Source organism: Pseudomonas sp. WHRI 8519 (assembly GCF_040224055.2).
In the GTDB taxonomy this organism is placed as follows: Bacteria; Pseudomonadota; Gammaproteobacteria; order Pseudomonadales; family Pseudomonadaceae; genus Aquipseudomonas; species Aquipseudomonas putida_X.
Genome location: NZ_CP167996.1, coordinates 232,124 through 248,641, shown reverse-complemented (window position 1 = coordinate 248,641; position 16,518 = coordinate 232,124). Strand labels below are relative to the sequence as shown.

General features: G+C 61.2%; 13 protein-coding genes. All 13 read right to left on the bottom strand.

Going from position 1 to position 16,518, the window contains the following annotated elements; genetic code table 11:
• Positions 1–9: 9 nt before the first annotated feature.
• A complete protein-coding gene (gene cysT / locus ABRP30_RS01185; protein WP_161871732.1) occupies positions 10–828 on the bottom strand; it encodes a sulfate ABC transporter permease subunit CysT in 819 nt (272 codons plus the stop codon).
• A gap of 100 nt (positions 829–928) precedes the next feature.
• Positions 929–1,936: a sulfate ABC transporter substrate-binding protein gene (locus tag ABRP30_RS01180; RefSeq protein WP_267820198.1), complete on the bottom strand. Its 1,008-nt coding sequence runs from the start codon at positions 1,934–1,936 to the stop codon at positions 929–931.
• Between the two features lie 48 nt (positions 1,937–1,984).
• Positions 1,985–2,167, bottom strand: coding sequence for a sulfur starvation response protein OscA (gene oscA / locus ABRP30_RS01175; RefSeq protein ID WP_119688096.1), 183 nt, complete (start codon positions 2,165–2,167; stop codon positions 1,985–1,987).
• Positions 2,168–2,350: 183 nt separating this feature from the next.
• Positions 2,351–5,416: an efflux RND transporter permease subunit gene (locus ABRP30_RS01170; RefSeq protein WP_349975905.1), complete on the bottom strand. Its 3,066-nt coding sequence runs from the start codon at positions 5,414–5,416 to the stop codon at positions 2,351–2,353.
• The gene (locus ABRP30_RS01165; protein ID WP_267820192.1) at positions 5,413–6,480 is read right to left on the bottom strand and encodes an efflux RND transporter periplasmic adaptor subunit; all 1,068 of its coding nucleotides are present in this window, start codon (positions 6,478–6,480) and stop codon (positions 5,413–5,415) included. Before ABRP30_RS01165 ends, ABRP30_RS01170 begins: the two co-directional genes overlap by 4 nt.
• Entirely contained in the window at positions 6,477–7,565 is a 1,089-nt protein-coding gene (locus tag ABRP30_RS01160; protein WP_267820190.1) for an efflux RND transporter periplasmic adaptor subunit, read from the bottom strand. The genes ABRP30_RS01165 and ABRP30_RS01160 overlap by 4 nt, the downstream gene beginning before the upstream one ends.
• Positions 7,566–7,768: 203 nt before the next feature.
• The gene (locus ABRP30_RS01155; protein ID WP_241805022.1) at positions 7,769–8,662 is read right to left on the bottom strand and encodes an ABC transporter permease subunit; all 894 of its coding nucleotides are present in this window, start codon (positions 8,660–8,662) and stop codon (positions 7,769–7,771) included.
• Positions 8,659–9,540 carry an ABC transporter permease subunit gene (locus tag ABRP30_RS01150; RefSeq protein ID WP_267824153.1) on the bottom strand — a complete coding sequence of 294 codons (882 nt, stop codon included), beginning with the start codon at positions 9,538–9,540 and terminating at the stop codon, positions 8,659–8,661. The genes ABRP30_RS01155 and ABRP30_RS01150 overlap by 4 nt, the downstream gene beginning before the upstream one ends.
• Positions 9,541–9,575: 35 nt before the next feature.
• Positions 9,576–10,718, bottom strand: a complete 1,143-nt coding sequence (potA, locus tag ABRP30_RS01145; protein ID WP_349975904.1) for a polyamine ABC transporter ATP-binding protein — start codon at positions 10,716–10,718, stop codon at positions 9,576–9,578.
• 60 nt (positions 10,719–10,778) lie between these two features.
• Positions 10,779–11,873, bottom strand: coding sequence for a polyamine ABC transporter substrate-binding protein (locus ABRP30_RS01140; RefSeq protein ID WP_267820184.1), 1,095 nt, complete (start codon positions 11,871–11,873; stop codon positions 10,779–10,781).
• 161 nt (positions 11,874–12,034) lie between these two features.
• Positions 12,035–13,132 (bottom strand): polyamine ABC transporter substrate-binding protein, encoded by a 1,098-nt coding sequence (locus tag ABRP30_RS01135; RefSeq protein ID WP_267820182.1) that lies wholly within the window; start codon positions 13,130–13,132, stop codon positions 12,035–12,037.
• Positions 13,133–13,301: 169 nt separating this feature from the next.
• The gene (locus ABRP30_RS01130; protein WP_349975903.1) at positions 13,302–14,663 is read right to left on the bottom strand and encodes an aspartate aminotransferase family protein; all 1,362 of its coding nucleotides are present in this window, start codon (positions 14,661–14,663) and stop codon (positions 13,302–13,304) included.
• 49 nt (positions 14,664–14,712) lie between these two features.
• Positions 14,713–16,071, bottom strand: coding sequence for a glutamine synthetase family protein (locus tag ABRP30_RS01125; protein WP_012312227.1), 1,359 nt, complete (start codon positions 16,069–16,071; stop codon positions 14,713–14,715).
• Between the last annotated feature and the right edge of the window lie 447 nt (positions 16,072–16,518).

Sequence of the window (16,518 nt, the reverse complement as noted above, 5' to 3'; positions counted from 1 at the left end):
CGGCCTCCTTCAAGGGGTTTCAATGCGGCGCTGCAGCAGGTTGATCAGCAGCAGCAGGATGAAGGAAACCACCAGCATCAGCACGCCGATGGCAGTCGCGCCGGTGTAGTCGTATTGGTCGAGCTTGACCATGATCAGCAGCGGCAGAATCTCGGTCTTCATCGGCATGTTGCCGGCAATGAAGATCACCGAACCGTACTCGCCCACACCACGGGCAAAGGCCAGGGCAAACCCGGTGAGCCAGGCCGGCAGCAGGGCCGGTGCCAGTACGTGGCGGAACACCTGCAGTGGTTTGGCGCCCAGGCAGGCAGCAGCCTCTTCGACTTCCCGCGGGATGTCCGCCAGCACCGGTTGCACGGTACGCACCACGAACGGCAGGGTGACGAAGGTCAGCGCCAAGGTGATGCCCAGAGGGGTGTAGGCGATCTTGAAGCCCAGGTCGGTGGCGAACTGACCGACCCAGCCTGCCGGGGCATAAAGCGCGGTCAGGGCGATACCAGCAACGGCAGTGGGCAGAGCGAACGGCAGGTCGATCATCGCATCGATGATCTTGCGCCCAGGAAAGGTATAGCGCACCAGCACCCAAGCCAGCAGGGTACCGATGACACCATTGATGATGGCCGCGAACAGGGCGGTGCCGAAACTCAGCTTGAGCGCGGCGATCACACGCGGCGCACTGATGATGTTCCAGAACTGCTCCCAGGTAAGCTGCGCGGCATGCACGAACATGGCGGCCAGCGGTATCAGCACAATCAGGCTGAGATACACCAAGGTGTAGCCCAGTGTCAGCCCGAAGCCGGGTATGACAGGGGAAATGCGACGTGACATAAAGATCCCTGGTTGAACGCACCAAGCCCGGCAGTCATGCCAGGCTGGTGCAAGCTTGTGAATCCTGGGCCGCAAGGCGGCCCCGCTGTTCCATGGCCGTTTATTGCGCCTGATAGATCTGGTCGAACACACCGCCATCATTGAAGAATTTGGGCTGTGCCGTCTTCCAGCCACCGAAGTCCTTGTCGATGGTTACCAGATCCAGTTTCGGGAATTGCTTGCCGAATTCGGCTGCGACCTTCGCGTCACGTGGGCGGTAGAAGTTTTCGGCAGCGATTTTCTGGCCAGCCGGGCTGTACAGGTGCTTGAGGTACGCCTCGGCGATCTGTTCATTACCCTTCTTCTGAGCGTTCTTGTCGACCACCGCCACAGGGGGTTCTGCCAGGATCGACAGCGAAGGCACGACGATTTCGAACTTGTCGGCCCCGCCGTCCTCCTTCAGCGCCAGGAAAGCTTCGTTTTCCCAGGCCAGCAGCACATCACCCTGGCCGTTGTTGACGAACGTGATGGTCGAGCCACGGGCACCGGTATCCAGAATCGGCACGTGCTTGAACAGCTCCTGCACGTACTCCTTGGCTTTGGCTTCGCTGCCGCCTTGCTTCAGGCCGTAGGCCCAGGCAGCGAGGAAGTTCCAGCGCGCGCCACCGGAGGTTTTAGGGTTGGGGGTAATGACCGAAACGTCCTTCTTGATCAGGTCACCCCAGTCCTTGATGCCTTTCGGGTTGCCCTTGCGCACCAGGAACACGATGGTCGAGGTGTACGGGGTGCTGGCGTCCGGCAGGCGCTTCTGCCAGTCCTCCGGCAAGGCCTTGCCCAGCTTGGCGATCTCGTCGATGTCACCCGCCAGGGCCAGGGTCACCACGTCGGCGCGCAGGCCGTCGATTACCGCGCGGGCCTGTTTGCCCGAGCCGCCATGGGACTGCTGGATCTTCACTTTGTCGTCCGGGTGCGACTGCTGCCAATGCTTGATGAATTCAGCATTGTATTGCTGATACAGCTCACGGGTCGGGTCGTAGGACACGTTCAGCAGTTCGTAGTCCTTGGCGATGGCGGAACCGGCAAAAACAGCACTGGCCAAAGCGGCGAGTGCATAACGGCGGATGGACATGGTGAAGCTCCCGATTGGCATTTTTCTAATTTTGTGTGTGGTGCGTGATCAGCTGGGTTTGTTGCCGGGCTGTTGCAGGCGGAACTTCTCCTTGCGCTCGATCTGCACGACCTGAGCGTTGTGCACGGTAATTTCCACCGCACCGAAACGCAGATCGCGCAGGGCGCTCTGGATCTCACGCAAAATGGTGGCTTCGTCCTGACCGTCGATGCTGCGCACTGATGCACTCATGCTCGCTCTCCTGTGAGTGAGGTGCCGGGCAGAAGTATTGGAAGGGGATTGCGCCTGGCTTGGGAGCGATCATAGACAGGCGCGGTTATTCTTAAAAATACTCTTTAAGAATTTTTATATAACCATTTTCAAGTAATGGTTCGGAGCATTCATGGGGGCTGTCGTGCCCAACCCCCACAAACCTCATGCCGCAGGTTCTTCGCTGTGCTCTGGCTCGCGGATCTTGTACCAGGCCACGTAAAGCGCCGGCAGGAACAGCAGCGTCAGCAGCGTTGCGCTGATGATGCCGCCAATCATGGCGTAGGCCATCGGCCCCCAGAACACCTCACGAGCGATCGGGATCATGCCCAGGCTCGCCGCTGCGGCAGTCAGCAAGATCGGCCTGCGACGGTGGTTGGTGGCTTCGAGCACCGCATCCCAGGGTGAATAGCCCTGCGCTTCGAACTCATCGATCTGGGTCACCAGAATGACCGAGTTACGAATGATGATCCCCGCCAGCGCGAGTATCCCGAGAATCGCCACGAAGCCCATGGGCGTGCCCGTCGGCACCAGTGCCACGACCACACCGATCAACCCCAGCGGCGCCACGCTGACCACCAGGAACAGCTTCTGCACACTGTGCAGCTGGATCATCAGGAACGTCGCCATGAGGAACAGCATCAGCGGGATGACCTTGGCAATCGGCCCTTGTGCCTTGCTGCTCTCCTCCACCGTACCACCTGTGGCCACCTCGTAACCGACAGGCAACTGGCTGGCGAACTCGTCGATCTTCGGCTTGAGCTGCGCGACCAGGTCGGTAGGCTGGATGTCGCCGTTGACCGATGCCTTGATGGTGATGGTAGGTTTGCGGTCGCGGCGCCATACCAGCGGCTGCTCCAGCTCGTAGCGCACCGTGGCGAACGCCAGCAAGGGTATCGACGTGCCGCTGGGCGTGACGATCTGCAGGTTCTGCAGGGTGTCTGGTGAGCCCCTCTCGCTGTCCACCGCACGGGCGATCACGTCCACCAGGTAGATGTTGTCGTTGACCTCGGTGACCGGCGCGCCGCTGACGATGCTGTTCATCACATTGGCCACGTCCTCGGACGACAGCCCGAGCTGGCGCGCCTTGTCTTGTGCGATTTCTATGCGCAGTACCTTACCCGGCTCGTTCCAGTCGTAGATCATCTCGCCGATGTGTTCATTGGTATTGAGCAGGGTGGCGAGATCGATCGCATGCTTGCGCACCTGGTCGATGTCCTTGCCGCTGACCCGGTACTGGATCGGCCGCCCTACCGGCGGGCCCATTTCCAGCGACTGCACGTTGGTGCCGATGCCGACGAACTCTTCGTGCAACAGCTTCTGCAGGCGCGCCATCATGCCTGCACGCTCCTCCAAGCCTTTGCTGACGATGACCAGCTGGGCGTAGTACGGGTTCTGCAGTTGCTGATCCAGCGGCAGATAGAAACGGATGGCGCCCTGGCCGATGTAGGTGCTCCAGCTCACCATGTCAGGGTCATCCTTGATCTTCGCCTCCAGGCGATCGACCACCTTGCGCGTCTCCTCTATCGAGGCATTCTGCGGCAGGTTGAGGTCGACGAGGATTTCCGGACGGTCCGAGGACGGGAAGAACTGGTTCTGCACAAAGCGCATGCTGAACAGGGCCAGGGCGAACAACAGGATGGTGCCGACGATGGTCAGCCAGCGGTGACGCATGCACCACAGCAACCCACCTTCGAACGCTCGCCCGACGCGGCCAGGTTCCGCGTCATGGCCCTTGAGCTTGTCGCTCTTGAGAATATGCACGCCAAGCACGGGCGCGAAGAACACCGCCACCACCCAGGACACGATAAGCGCCACGGCAATCACCGCGAACAGGGTATAGGTGTACTCGCCTGCAGAACTGGCATTGAGGCCGATCGGCACGAAGCCGGCGACGGTCACAAGGGTACCGGTGAGCATCGGGAACGCGGTCGAGGTATAGGCGAAGGTCGCAGCCTGTTCCTTGCTCTCGCCCATCTCAAGGCGTGTGACCATGACCTCGACGGTGATCATCGCATCATCCACCAGCAGCCCCAGCGCGATGATCAGCGCGCCGAGCGAGATCCGCTGCATGGTGATGCCGCTGTACTCCATGAACACGAAGACCATGGCCAGCACCAGCGGGATCGAGCAGGCCACCACCAGCCCTGCTCGCACGCCAAGGCTGACGAAACTCACTGCCAGTACAATTATCACGGCCTCGAACAGCGCGCTGGTGAAGCCCCCAACCGCCTCTTTCACCACCACCGCCTGGTCGGACACGGTATGAACGCCTACGCCAACGGGCAGGTCGTTGACGATGCTGTCCATCTTCTTCTTGAGTGCGGCGCCGAATACCTGGATGTTGCCGCCGGCCTTCATGCCGATGGCCAGGCCAATCGCGGTCTGGCCGTTGTAACGGAACATCGGTGACGGCGGGTCGACATAGCCGCGCTGGATATCGGCGATATCGGCCAGGCGGAAGAAGCGGTCATTGATGCGCAGGTTGACGGTTTGCAGGTCTTTCTCTGAGGCGAATTGCCCGGTGGTGCGCACCGAGATCCGCTCTGGGCCTGCTTCGATCACCCCGGCCGGCGTTACCGCGTTCTGTTGCTGCAGGGCCTGCATGACCTGGCGCTGGTCAATGCCCAGCGCGGCCAGTTTGCGCGTGGAAAAGTTCAGGTAGAGCACCTCATCCTGGGTGCCGACCAGCTCGATCTTGCCGATATTAGGGACCTCGCGCACCTCGGCGCGGGCCTGCTCCACGTAATCGCGCAATTGGCGCAAGGTCAAGCCATCTGCGGTGAATGCGTAGATCGAGCCGAAGACATCGCCGAACTCGTCGTTGAACCCTGGGCCCTGGATACCTTGGGGGAATTCGCCGCGAATATCCTGGATCTTCTTGCGCACCTGGTACCAGATTTGCGGGATGTCGGCGGCTTTGGTGGTGTCTCGCAGGTAGACGTAGACGGTCGACTCACCCGGGCGGGTATAGCTCTTGGTGTAGTCGAGGGAGTCCAGCTCCTCGAGCTTTTTCTCGATGCGGTCGGTGACCTGGTACAGGGTTTCATCCTGGGTCGCGCCCGGCCAGCGGGTCTGGATCACCATGGTTTTGATGGTGAACGACGGGTCTTCTTCGCGGCCAAGGTTGAAGTAGGAAAAAATCCCCATCAGCAGGCCGACGAACATCAGGTACCAGACGAAAGATTGATGGCGCAACGCCCAGTCGGACAGGTTGAAGCTTCCTTTCATTGCGCTTCCTCGTCGAAGGTGACCTTCTGGCCAGGCTTGAGGCTGTTGACACCGGCAGTGACCACCCGCTCACCAGGCTGCACTCCAGAGGCCAGCACGATACTGTCGGCGGAGCGTTCCAGCAGGGCGACGTCACGGGTAGCGACGGTTTTTTGCTGCGGATCGATGACCCATACCTGGGTCTTGCCATCACGCTCGAGCAGCGCGCTCAGCGGCAGCTCGCTGCGCGGGGTGATCGCCGAGGTCAAGGTGACACTGATCGCGGTGCCCAGGTGGAAGGCATCGGGAGTGCTGGCAAGGGTCAGGCGGGCACGCCGGGTGCGCGTCGCGGCATCGGCCTGGGGTTCCAGTTCACGCAGCGTGGCGGTGGTATTGATGCTGTTGTCCAGTTGCGAGGCGACCGTGAACGTCAGGTCCTTGGTCAGCTGCTCGGCAATGCCGATGGGCAGGTCGATCACCGCTTCCTTGATGTCTGGTCGCGCCAGCGTGACCACCGCCTGGCCGGCGGTGACCGTCTGCCCGGCCTCTGCCTGCCACGCCGTGATCACCGCCGAATGGTCGCTGCGCAGGGTGCTGTAATCGAGCTGGTCACGCGCCTGGCTGACCGCCGAGCGCGCTTGCTCCAGGCTCGCACCGGTGGTTTTCAGGTCGGTCTGGGCAATGTCCAACTGGGCCTGGGCGCCGACGCCGCGGTCATACAGCTGCTGTTGCCGGCGGGCATTGGCCTGGGCGTTGATCCATTGCGCCTGGACCCTGGCCAGGTCGCCTTCGGCAGCGCGCAGCTGGTTCTGCTGGTCGGTGGGGTCAAGGGTGGCAAGCGTGTCGCCCGGCTTTACCTGGGCCCCCACATCCAGCCAGCGCCGGGCAATGCGCCCGGCCACCCGGAAGCCCAGGGTGCTTTCATAGCGTGCCTGGATGGTGCCGGCAAAGCGGCCAAGCTGCGACTGCGCCTGGGCCTCGACCACGGTCGACAGCACAGGGCGCACGGCTTCAGGTTGTTCTTCCTCACTGCCACAGGCCGTCAACAGCAAGCCTGCCGCACACAGCAACAGTACTTTGTTCATGGCGCGGCGCCTCCGTCCTGGGCATCGATTTTCTCGACCTGCATACCGGGATGCAGCAACTGGCCACCGCTGACGACTACCGTCTCCCCGCCTTGTATGCCTTGGGCGATGACAACCTTGCCGGTGAGGTAGCGGGCTACCTGGACTTTGCGCAGCTCAACCTTGTCGCCTTCGCCAACCACCCACACCGCAGGCTCATGCAACGCCTTGGTCAGTGCCGACCAGGGCAATTCGATGCTCGGCCGCCCTTGCGTGTTGGCCGTGGCGGTAACCGGTGAACCCAGGAGCATGGCCGCAGGCACATCACGCAGGCCCACCTTGACCTGGACCGTGCCGCTCTGCGCCGATACGGTCGGGGTAATTTCCCGGACAAAGCCTTGTGCCTGGACCTTGGGGTCGTCGAGCAGGCTGACCATTACACCGGCGTCGCTCGGCGGCGCCACCAGCAGGGACTCGTAGACATTGAAGACAGCATCGCGGTCGCCATCACGCGCAAGGCTGAATATCGGCATGGTCGCCTGGACCACCTGACCGACCTCGGCCTGGCGCTCGGTGATCACCCCATCGGCCTCTGACACCAAGGCGGTATAGCTCAGTTGCTCCTGGGCATTGGCCAGTTGCGCCTGGGCCGCCTTGAGCGCGCTCTGGTTGCTGCGCAGCGACGCTTCGGCGGCGTCATATTCGCTCTGGCTGGTGTAGCCCTTGGGCAAGAGCTTTTGCTGGCGGACGAAGGCCGCGCTGGTTTGGGTGACGCGCGCCTGAGCGGCGAACACCTCGGCCTTGGCCGAATCGACATTGTTCTGCAGGTCTTTGGGGTCCAGCCGGGCCAGCACCTGGTTGGCCTTCACGTGATCGCCCACGTCAACGCTGCGCGAGATGATCTTGCCACCCACGCGAAACGAAAGATCGGTCTGCACACGCGCCTGCACATCACCGGTCAAGGTGACCCTGGCGGCGAAGTCAGTGGGTTGGACCTGCAGTACCCCCACCCGTGGCAAAACCTCGGGCGCCTCTTCCTTGCTGCAACCTGTCAGCAGGCCTAGCAGCCCCAAGCCTACAACCAACAGTGAACGCGTCACCCTCATGCAGGCTCCTAGCTTGCGCGCAAATGATTCGTGGGATGCGACTGTTAGCGTAGATCAGGGTTCAGAAAAAACACTGACCAGGGTCAGTTGGGCGGCCATGGCGCGGAGGCGGGCCCTGAAGCAAGCCCGCTCCCACTGGACTGATGCAGCCCTTGCGGCGTGCACCGTTCCTCTGGAAGCGGGCCCGGCCGGAGCTAGCGCACTCAGGCCGACGCAGCGGTGGCCGTCGGGCGCTTGATCTGCGGCTGCGAAACGTTGGCAGCAGCCCCCTCTTCGATCGCCTGCTGAATCGCCTTGCGGCGGTGCTCTTCGGCGCGGCGGCTGAAGTACCAGACCATGAAGGTCACCAACGACACCGACAGCAGGATCAGGCTGGCCACAGCGTTGATCTCCGGCTTCACGCCCAGGCGTACAGCGGAGAATACTTCCATCGGCAAGGTGGTCGAACCAGGCCCGGAAACGAAGCTCGCCAGTACCAGGTCATCCAGCGACAGGGCGAACGACATCATGCCACCCGCCGCCAGCGACGGCGCAATCATCGGGATGGTGATCAGGAAGAACACCTTCCACGGCTTGGCGCCCAGGTCCATGGCCGCTTCTTCGATCGACAGGTCCAGCTCTCGCAGGCGCGCCGACACCACCACTGCCACATAGGCCGCACAGAACGTGGTGTGGGCGATCCAGATGGTGACCACGCCACGCTCCTGCGGCCAGCCGATCGTCTGCGCCATGGCCACGAACAGCAGCAACAGCGACAGGCCTGTGATTACTTCAGGCATCACCAGCGGTGCAGTGACCAGGCCACCGAACAGCGTGCGGCCCTTGAAGCGGGTGACCCGGGTCAGCACGAAGGCTGCCAGGGTCCCCAAAGCCACCGCCGCCACCGCCGTATAGCAGGCGATCTCCAGTGAGCGCATCACCGAGCCCATGAGCTGGGTGTTGTCGAGCAGGCCGACGTACCACTTGACCGACCAGCCGCCCCACACCGTTACCAGCTTGGAGGCGTTGAACGAATAGATCACCAGGATCAGCATCGGCAGGTAGATGAACAGCAAGCCGAGCACCAGCATCAGCTTGGAGAAACTGAAGCGCTTCATGCCCTGCCCTCCATCTCTTTGGCCTGGCTGCGGTTGAACAGCAGGATCGGTACGATCAGGATCGCCAGCATCACCACCGCCAGGGCAGATGCCACCGGCCAGTCACGGTTGTTGAAGAACTCTTGCCACAGCACCTTACCGATCATCAGGGTTTCCGGGCCGCCCAGCAGTTCAGGAATGACGAACTCGCCCACCACCGGGATGAACACCAGCATGCAGCCGGCGATGATGCCGTTTTTCGACAGCGGCACGGTGATCTTCCAGAAGCTGTTGAAGGTGCTCGAACCCAGGTCCGATGCGGCTTCGAGCAGGCTCTGATCGTGCTTCACCAGGTTGGCGAACAGCGGCAGGATCATGAACGGCAGGTACGAATAGACCACGCCGATATACACCGCCAGGTTGGTGTTGAGGATCTGCAGCGGCTGGTCGATCAGCCCGGTCCACATCAGGAACCCGTTGAGCAGGCCGTTGTTGCTGAGGATGCCCATCCAGGCATAGACGCGGATCAGGATCGCGGTCCAGGTCGGCATCATGATCAGCAGCAGCAGCACGGTCTGGGTTTCCTTGCGTGCGTTGGCGATCGCGTAGGCCATCGGATAGCCGATCAGCAGGCACAGCACGGTGCTGATGAAGGCCATCTTCAACGAGCCCAGATAGGCCGAGATGTACAGCTCATCGTCGGTCAACAGGCCATAGTTGGCCAGGTTGATTACCAGCTGCACCTTGTCTTCGACGTAGCTGTAGATCTCGGTATACGGCGGGATCGCCACGTCGGCTTCGGCGAAGCTGATCTTCAGCACGATGAAGAACGGCAGCATGAAGAACAGGAACAGCCAGATGAACGGCACGCCGATCACCAGGTGCCGCCCCTCGGGGATAAGGCGCTGGAAGGCTCGCTTGAGCTTGCGCAGTTTCATGACCGCAGTACCACGCCGCTGTCGTCTTCCCACCACACGTACACTTCATCGCCCCAGGTCGGGCGGGTGCCCTGGCGCTCGGCGTTGGCGACGAAAGACTGGACCACCTTGCCGCTGGGCAGCTCGACGTAGAACACCGAGTGGCCGCCCAGGTAGGCGATGTCATGGACCTTGCCGCGCGACCAGTTGTGCTCGAAATCCGGCTGCGTGGTCGTGACCAGCATTTTTTCCGGGCGCAGGGCGTAGGTAATGTGCTTGTCTTCGACCGAAGTGGACACACCGTGGCCAACGTAGATCTTGCGCTCGAGTTCCGGCGAGGCGATCAGCGCATGGCCTTCGGCATCGTCGATCACTTCACCCTCGAACAAGTTGACGTTACCGATGAACTCGCACACCAGGCGGCTGGTAGGCGTTTCATAGATATCCACAGGCGAACCGATCTGGGCAATCCAGCCCAGGTGCATGATGGCGATGCGCTGGGCCATGGTCATGGCCTCTTCCTGATCGTGGGTCACCATCACGCAGGTCACGCCCACGCGCTCGATGATCTCGACCAGTTCCAACTGCATCTGCGAGCGCAGTTTCTTGTCCAGTGCACCCATGGGCTCATCGAGCAGCAACAGCTTGGGGCGCTTGGCCAGCGAGCGGGCCAAGGCCACACGCTGACGCTGACCACCGGAGAGCTGGTGCGGCTTGCGCTTGGCGTACTGGGTCATGTGCACCAGCTTGAGCATCTCGGCCACGCGGGCGTCGATCTCGGCCTTGGGCATCCGGTCCTGCTGCAAGCCGAAGGCGATGTTCTGCGCCACGGTCATGTGCGGGAACAGCGCGTAGGACTGGAACATCATGTTGATCGGCCGCTCGTAGGGCGGCATGTCGGTGATGTCTACGCCATCGAGAAAGATCCGCCCTTCGGTCGGGCGCTCGAAGCCGGCCAGCATGCGCAGCAAGGTCGATTTGCCAGAACCGGAGCCACCCAGCAGGGCGAAGATTTCGCCTTTGCGGATTTCCAGCGACACATCGTCTACGGCGATGGTTTCGTCGAATTTTTTCGTGACCCGGTCGATCTTGACCAACACCTGCTTGGGTTGCTGGCCACCCTCGAGGGCTTTCTTATAGGCACCGGAGGCAACTGCCATGAGTGAAACTCCCAACAAGATTTGTGTGCCCGCCCCTGCTTTGGCGGCGGGCCTGAATTGTTACTTGCCCGACTTGACCTTGGTCCAGCTGCGGGTCATCAAACGTTGCACCTTGGGTGGCAACTCACTGTTGACGAACATCTTGTCCAGCACTTCCTGCGGTGGGTAAACCGCGGCGTCAGTCCTCACGGCCTGGTCCATCAGGGCGCCAGCCTTGGGGTTCGGGTTGGCGTAACCGACGTAATCACTGACCTGGGCGATAACCTCAGGTTTCAGCAAATAGTTGATGAAGGCGTGGGCCTCTTTGACGTTCCTGGCGTCCTTGGGGATCGCCAGCACATCGAACCAGAGGTTGCCGCCTTCCTTGGGAATCGAGTAGGCCAGGTTCACGCCCTTCTTCGCTTCTTCAGCGCGGGCCTTGGCCTGGAACACATCACCGGAGAAGCCTGCCGCGACGCAGATGTTGCCGTTGGCGAGGTCCGTGATGTACTTGGAGGAGTGGAAGTAGGTCACGTACGGGCGCACGGCCAGCAGCTTCTGCTCGGCCTTGGCGTAGTCCTTGGGGTTGGTGCTGTTGGGGTCCAGCCCCATGTAGTTGAGCACCGCTGGCAGCATTTCATCCGCCGAGTCGAGGAAGGCCACGCCGCACTTGGACAGCTTCTTCATGTTTTCGGGCTCGAACAGCACGGCCCAGGAATCGATGGTGTCCACGCCCAGGGCCGCCTTGACCTTGTCGACGTTGTAGCCGATGCCATTGGTACCCCACAGGTAAGGCACGGCGTACTGGTTACCTGGGTCGTTCTTTTCCAGGCGCTTCATCAACGCCGGGTCCAGGTTGGAATAATTGGGCAGCAGTTTCTTGTCGAGCTTCTGGAACGCGCCCGCCTTGATCTGCTTGCCGAGGAAATGGTTGGACGGCACTACCACGTCATAACCGGTGTTGCCGGCCAGTAGCTTGCCTTCCAGGGTTTCGTTGGAGTCGAACACGTCCTGCACAGGTTTGATACCCGTGGCTTTCTCGAAGTCTTCGAGCGTGGTCGGGCCGATGTAGTCGGACCAGTTGTAGAAGTGCACCGTAGGCGCCGCTTGGACGCTGCATGCCAGCGTCAGGCCCGCTCCAGCCATCAAGGCTTTGCGTAATACAGAAATAGACAAGTGGGTGGTCCTCACAATCAGTGCCTTGGTAACGGCGCAGCGCTGCCACGCACGCAAAACCGGCGCGCAACTTACCTTCGCAGCCACGATGCCGCAATCATCAATTGCCATTCACCGGCTCTGGGCCGGAAAACCCCGGCCCAGAGCTGTTGCAGTCAGGCTTATTTGCCCGACTTGATCTTGGTCCAGCTGCGAGTGATCAGGCGCTGGGCAGCAGCTTCTGGCGCGGCGATCGCGTACAGGTGCTTTTTCACGTCGGCAGGCGGATAGATGCTCGGGTCGCTGGTGATGTCCTTGTCCACCAACGGGGTCGCAGCAGCGTTGCCGTTCGGGAAGCGTACGGCGTTGGTGATCTCGGCCATGATTTCCGGTTGCATCAGGAAGTCCATGAACTTGTAGGCGGCTTCCTTGTGCTCGGCATCCTTGGGCATGGCGACCATGTCGTAGAAGGTACCGGCGCCTTCTTTCGGAATGATGTAGTCGACCTTGACCTTGTCGCCGGCTTCATGGGCGCGCGCCTTGGATTGCTCCAGGTCACCCGAGTAACCCACGGCCACGCAGATGTTGCCGTTGGCCATGTCGCCGATGTATTTGGACGAGTGGAAGTAGGTGATCGAAGGACGGATCTTCAGGAACAGGTCCTCGGCCTTCTTCAGGTCTTCTTTCTTGGTGCTGTCGCTAGGCAGCCCCAGGTAGTGCAGCGCGGCCGGCAGCATCTCGGTCGGTGCGTCGAGGAAGCTCACGCCGCAGCTCTTGAGCTTGGCGATGTTCTCCGGCTTGAATACCACGTCCCACGAATCGATCTTGTCGACGCCCAAAGCAGCCTTGACCTTCTCCGGGTTGTAGCCGATGCCGATCGAGCCCCACATGTAGGGGAATGCGTGCTCGTTGCCTTTGTCGCTGGCGTCACCCACGGCCTTGAGCAGGTCTTCGTCGAGGTTCTTCCAGTTCGGCAGCTTGGAGCGGTCGAGCTTTTCGTAGACCCCTGCCTTGATCTGCTTGGCCAGGAAGTTGTTGGACGGTACGACCACGTCATAGCCCGACTTGCCCGCCAGCAGCTTGGCTTCCAGGGTTTCGTTGCTGTCGAAGACGTCGTACTTGACCTTGATGCCTGTCTGTTTCTCGAACTTCGCGATGGTGTCCGGAGCGATGTAGTCCGACCAGTTGTAGACGTTCAGCACCTTGTCTTCAGCCTGTACAGCGGTGGCCATGGCTCCCATCAGGGCGGCGGCCAGCAACGTCTTGCCCATTTTCTTCATGCGTCATGCTCCAGAATTTTTATTTAGCCATCTGTTCAGCAGCCAGAACCTACCGTGCAGAGCGCCGGACGACTGAAACAGCCGCTAGTCTGGCAAGTTACAAGGCGCTGTTTCAAGGAAACCAGCCCCTTGTAACGACTTAATGTCACATCGCTAGCCTAGCAGGCGCTCAACGGATCGCTTCGAGGGTCAGGTCCAGGCATTTGCGTGCCTTTTCCACCAGCTCGTCCACCTCTGCATGGCTGATCACCAGCGGTGGTGCGATGATCATGGTGTCACCCACCGCGCGCATGATCAGGCCGTTGTCGAAGCAGAAGTTGCGGCAGATCATGCCCACGCCCTTGCCTTCGTAACGGCTGCGGGAGGCCTTGTCCTTGACCAGCTCGATCGCGCCGAGCAGGCCCAGGCCGCGTACCTCGCCCACCAGCGGGTGGTCCTGCAGCTCACGCAGACGTTTTTGCAAGTAGGGTGCCACTTCCGTACGGACCTTCTCGACGACCTTCTCGTCGCGCAGGATGCGCAGGTTTTCCAGGCCTACCGCAGCGGCCACCGGGTGGCCGGAATAGGTGAACCCGTGGTTGAAGTCGCCGCCTTCGCTGAGCACCTTGGCCACCTTGTCACGCACGATCACACCGCCCATGGGGATGTAACCGGAAGTAAGGCCTTTGGCGATGGTCATCAGGTCGGGCTTGAGGCCGTAGTAGTCAGAGCCGAACCACTCGCCGGTACGGCCAAAACCGCAGATCACTTCGTCAGCGACGAACAGGATGTCGTACTTGGCGAGGATCTGTTTGACCTTGGGCCAGTAGGTGTCTGGCGGGATGATCACGCCGCCGGCGCCCTGGATAGGCTCGGCGATGAAGGCCGCGACGTTGTCCTCACCCACTTCGAGAATCTTCTTCTCCAGTTGCTCGGCCGCCCACACCCCGAACTCGTCCGGGCTCATGTCGCCGCCTTCACCGAACCAGTACGGTTGCGGGATATGCACGACGCCCGGGATCGGCAGGCCGCCCTGTTCGTGCATGCCGCTCATGCCGCCCAGGCTTGCACCGGCGACCGTCGAGCCGTGGTAGCCGTTGATACGGCCGATGATGGTCTGCTTCTGCGGCTTGCCCTTGAGCGCCCAGTAGTGGCGGACCATGCGCAGCACCGTGTCATTGCCTTCGGAGCCAGAGCCTGTGAAGAACACATGGGTCATGCCCTCGGGCGCTACGTCGGTAATGGCCTTGGCCAGCTCCAGCGCAGGCGGGTGGGCCGTCTGGAAGAACAGGTTGTAGTACGGCAGTTCGCGCATCTGCTTTTCGGCAGCCTGGACCAGCTCTTCACGACCATACCCCACCGCGACGCACCACAAGCCGGCCATGCCGTCGAGGATCTTGTGCCCCTCGCTGTCCCACAAATGCACACCCTGCGCCTTGGTAATGATGCGCGGCCCCTTTTCCTTCAGCTGCTTGTAGTCACTGAAAGGTGCAAGGTGGTGCTCGCCGCTCAGGGTTTGCCAGTGACGGGTTTGCGGGTTTTTGACGCTCATGTGCTTCTCCAGGGTCCACAGGCCGCCGGCGGGCGGCCTCAGGGGTTGATCACACAGCAAACAGCAGGAACTCACGCTCCCAGGAGCTGATGACACGCTTGAAGTTCTCATGCTCGGCGCGTTTGGTGGCGACGTAACCGGTGATGAATTTCTTGCCCAGGTACTGGGTCAGCGCGCGGCTGACTTCCATGCGTTCCAAGGCGTCCTCGATGGTCAACGGCAAGCGCAGGTTGCGCCGCTCATAGCCGCGCCCCTGCACCGGGGCGCTGGCGGCAATGCCTTCGACCATGCCGATGTAGCCGCACAGCAGGCTGGCAGCGATGGCCAGGTAAGGGTTGGCATCGGCGCCCGGCAGGCGGTTCTCGACCCGACGGTTCTGCGGGCCGGCATCCGGTACGCGCAGGCCGACGGTGCGGTTTTCCTCACCCCACTCGACGTTGACCGGGGCCGACGTGTCGGGCAGGAAGCGGCGGAACGAGTTGACGTTCGGGGCAAACAGCGGCAACGCCTCGGGGATGAACTTCTGCAGGCCCCCGATGTGGTGCAGGAACAGCTCGCTCATGCTGCCGTCTTCATTGCTGAAGATGTTCTTGCCAGTGACCGAATCGACCACGCTCTGGTGCAGGTGCATGGCACTGCCCGGCTCGCCGGTCATGGGCTTGGCCATGAAAGTGGCGGCCACATTGTGCTTGAGCGCCGCTTCGCGCATGGTGCGCTTGAACACCAGGATCTGGTCGGCCAGGTGCAGGGCGTTGCCGTGACGGAAGTTGATCTCCATCTGCGCCGTGCCGTCTTCGTGAATCAGGGTATCGAGGTCCAGCTGCTGCAGCTCGCACCAGTCGTAGACGTCCTCGAACAGCGGGTCGAATTCGTTGGCAGCTTCGATGGAGAACGACTGGCGGCCGGTTTCGGGGCGGCCGGAACGACCTACCGGGGGCTGCAGCGGGAAGTCTGGGTCCTCGCTGCGCTTGGTCAGGTAGAACTCCATCTCTGGCGCGACGATCGGTTGCCAGCCCTTGTCGGCGTAAAGCTGCAGGACTTTCTTCAGGACGTTGCGCGGCGACAGCTCGACCGGGTTGCCCTTCTTGTCGTAGGTGTCGTGGATGACCTGGGCGGTAGGCTCGATGGCCCACGGCACGAGGAACACAGCGTTTTCGTCGGGCCGGCAGATCATGTCGATGTCGGCCGGGTCGAGCAGTTCGTAATAGATGTCGTCATCGACGTAATCGCCGGTCACGGTCTGCAGCAACACGCTCTCGGGCAGACGCATGCCTTTTTCGGCGATGAACTTGTTGGTCGGCGAGATCTTGCCGCGGGTGATGCCGGTCAGGTCACTGATCAGGCATTCGACTTCGGTGATCTTGTGCTCTTTCAACCAATCGGTGAGCTGGTCGAGGTTGTTACTCATAGATACCTCAGGAGGTAATGTGGTCCGCGCATTGATTCTGGATGGAGTGGGTTGCTAAAGCAAAAACCCCCACGCAGGACCACTGTGGATACACTGCAAACAAGCGTGTCCGTAATGAGTTCGAAGGGCAGGAATACAAGAAAGGAAGCGAAACGGCGCTACGAGGGGTAGTCCAGAAGCGCAAAGCGTCAATTATTGCGGCCAGTACGGCCACAGCGCGATCGATGCGTGCCGGAACGGCAGGGATACCCGAGCGCACTGCACAGGCAGCGCTTTCAGGTCGCGACAAGCGGACCATGTGACCCTCGTATTATTGTGTTTTGGGTTGAGACCGAGCTTAGCCTTGTTCATTTTTTTACACAACACCTCCGTAAAAAATAAAACACGGCATGTCGGAGATAGCCCATTGGCAGGGAAATAGCGGATAATGGCACGCCCCGATATGCA

Coding starts and splice junctions, on each gene's coding strand:
- cysT (WP_161871732.1), bottom strand. CDS start 828: ATGTCACGTCGCATTTCCCCTGTCATACCCGGCTTCGGGCTGACACTG.
- ABRP30_RS01180 (WP_267820198.1), bottom strand. CDS start 1,936: ATGTCCATCCGCCGTTATGCACTCGCCGCTTTGGCCAGTGCTGTTTTT.
- oscA (WP_119688096.1), bottom strand. CDS start 2,167: ATGAGTGCATCAGTGCGCAGCATCGACGGTCAGGACGAAGCCACCATT.
- ABRP30_RS01170 (WP_349975905.1), bottom strand. CDS start 5,416: ATGAAAGGAAGCTTCAACCTGTCCGACTGGGCGTTGCGCCATCAATCT.
- ABRP30_RS01165 (WP_267820192.1), bottom strand. CDS start 6,480: ATGAACAAAGTACTGTTGCTGTGTGCGGCAGGCTTGCTGTTGACGGCC.
- ABRP30_RS01160 (WP_267820190.1), bottom strand. CDS start 7,565: ATGAGGGTGACGCGTTCACTGTTGGTTGTAGGCTTGGGGCTGCTAGGC.
- ABRP30_RS01155 (WP_241805022.1), bottom strand. CDS start 8,662: ATGAAGCGCTTCAGTTTCTCCAAGCTGATGCTGGTGCTCGGCTTGCTG.
- potA (WP_349975904.1), bottom strand. CDS start 10,718: ATGGCAGTTGCCTCCGGTGCCTATAAGAAAGCCCTCGAGGGTGGCCAG.
- ABRP30_RS01135 (WP_267820182.1), bottom strand. CDS start 13,132: ATGAAGAAAATGGGCAAGACGTTGCTGGCCGCCGCCCTGATGGGAGCC.
- ABRP30_RS01130 (WP_349975903.1), bottom strand. CDS start 14,663: ATGAGCGTCAAAAACCCGCAAACCCGTCACTGGCAAACCCTGAGCGGC.
- ABRP30_RS01125 (WP_012312227.1), bottom strand. CDS start 16,071: ATGAGTAACAACCTCGACCAGCTCACCGATTGGTTGAAAGAGCACAAG.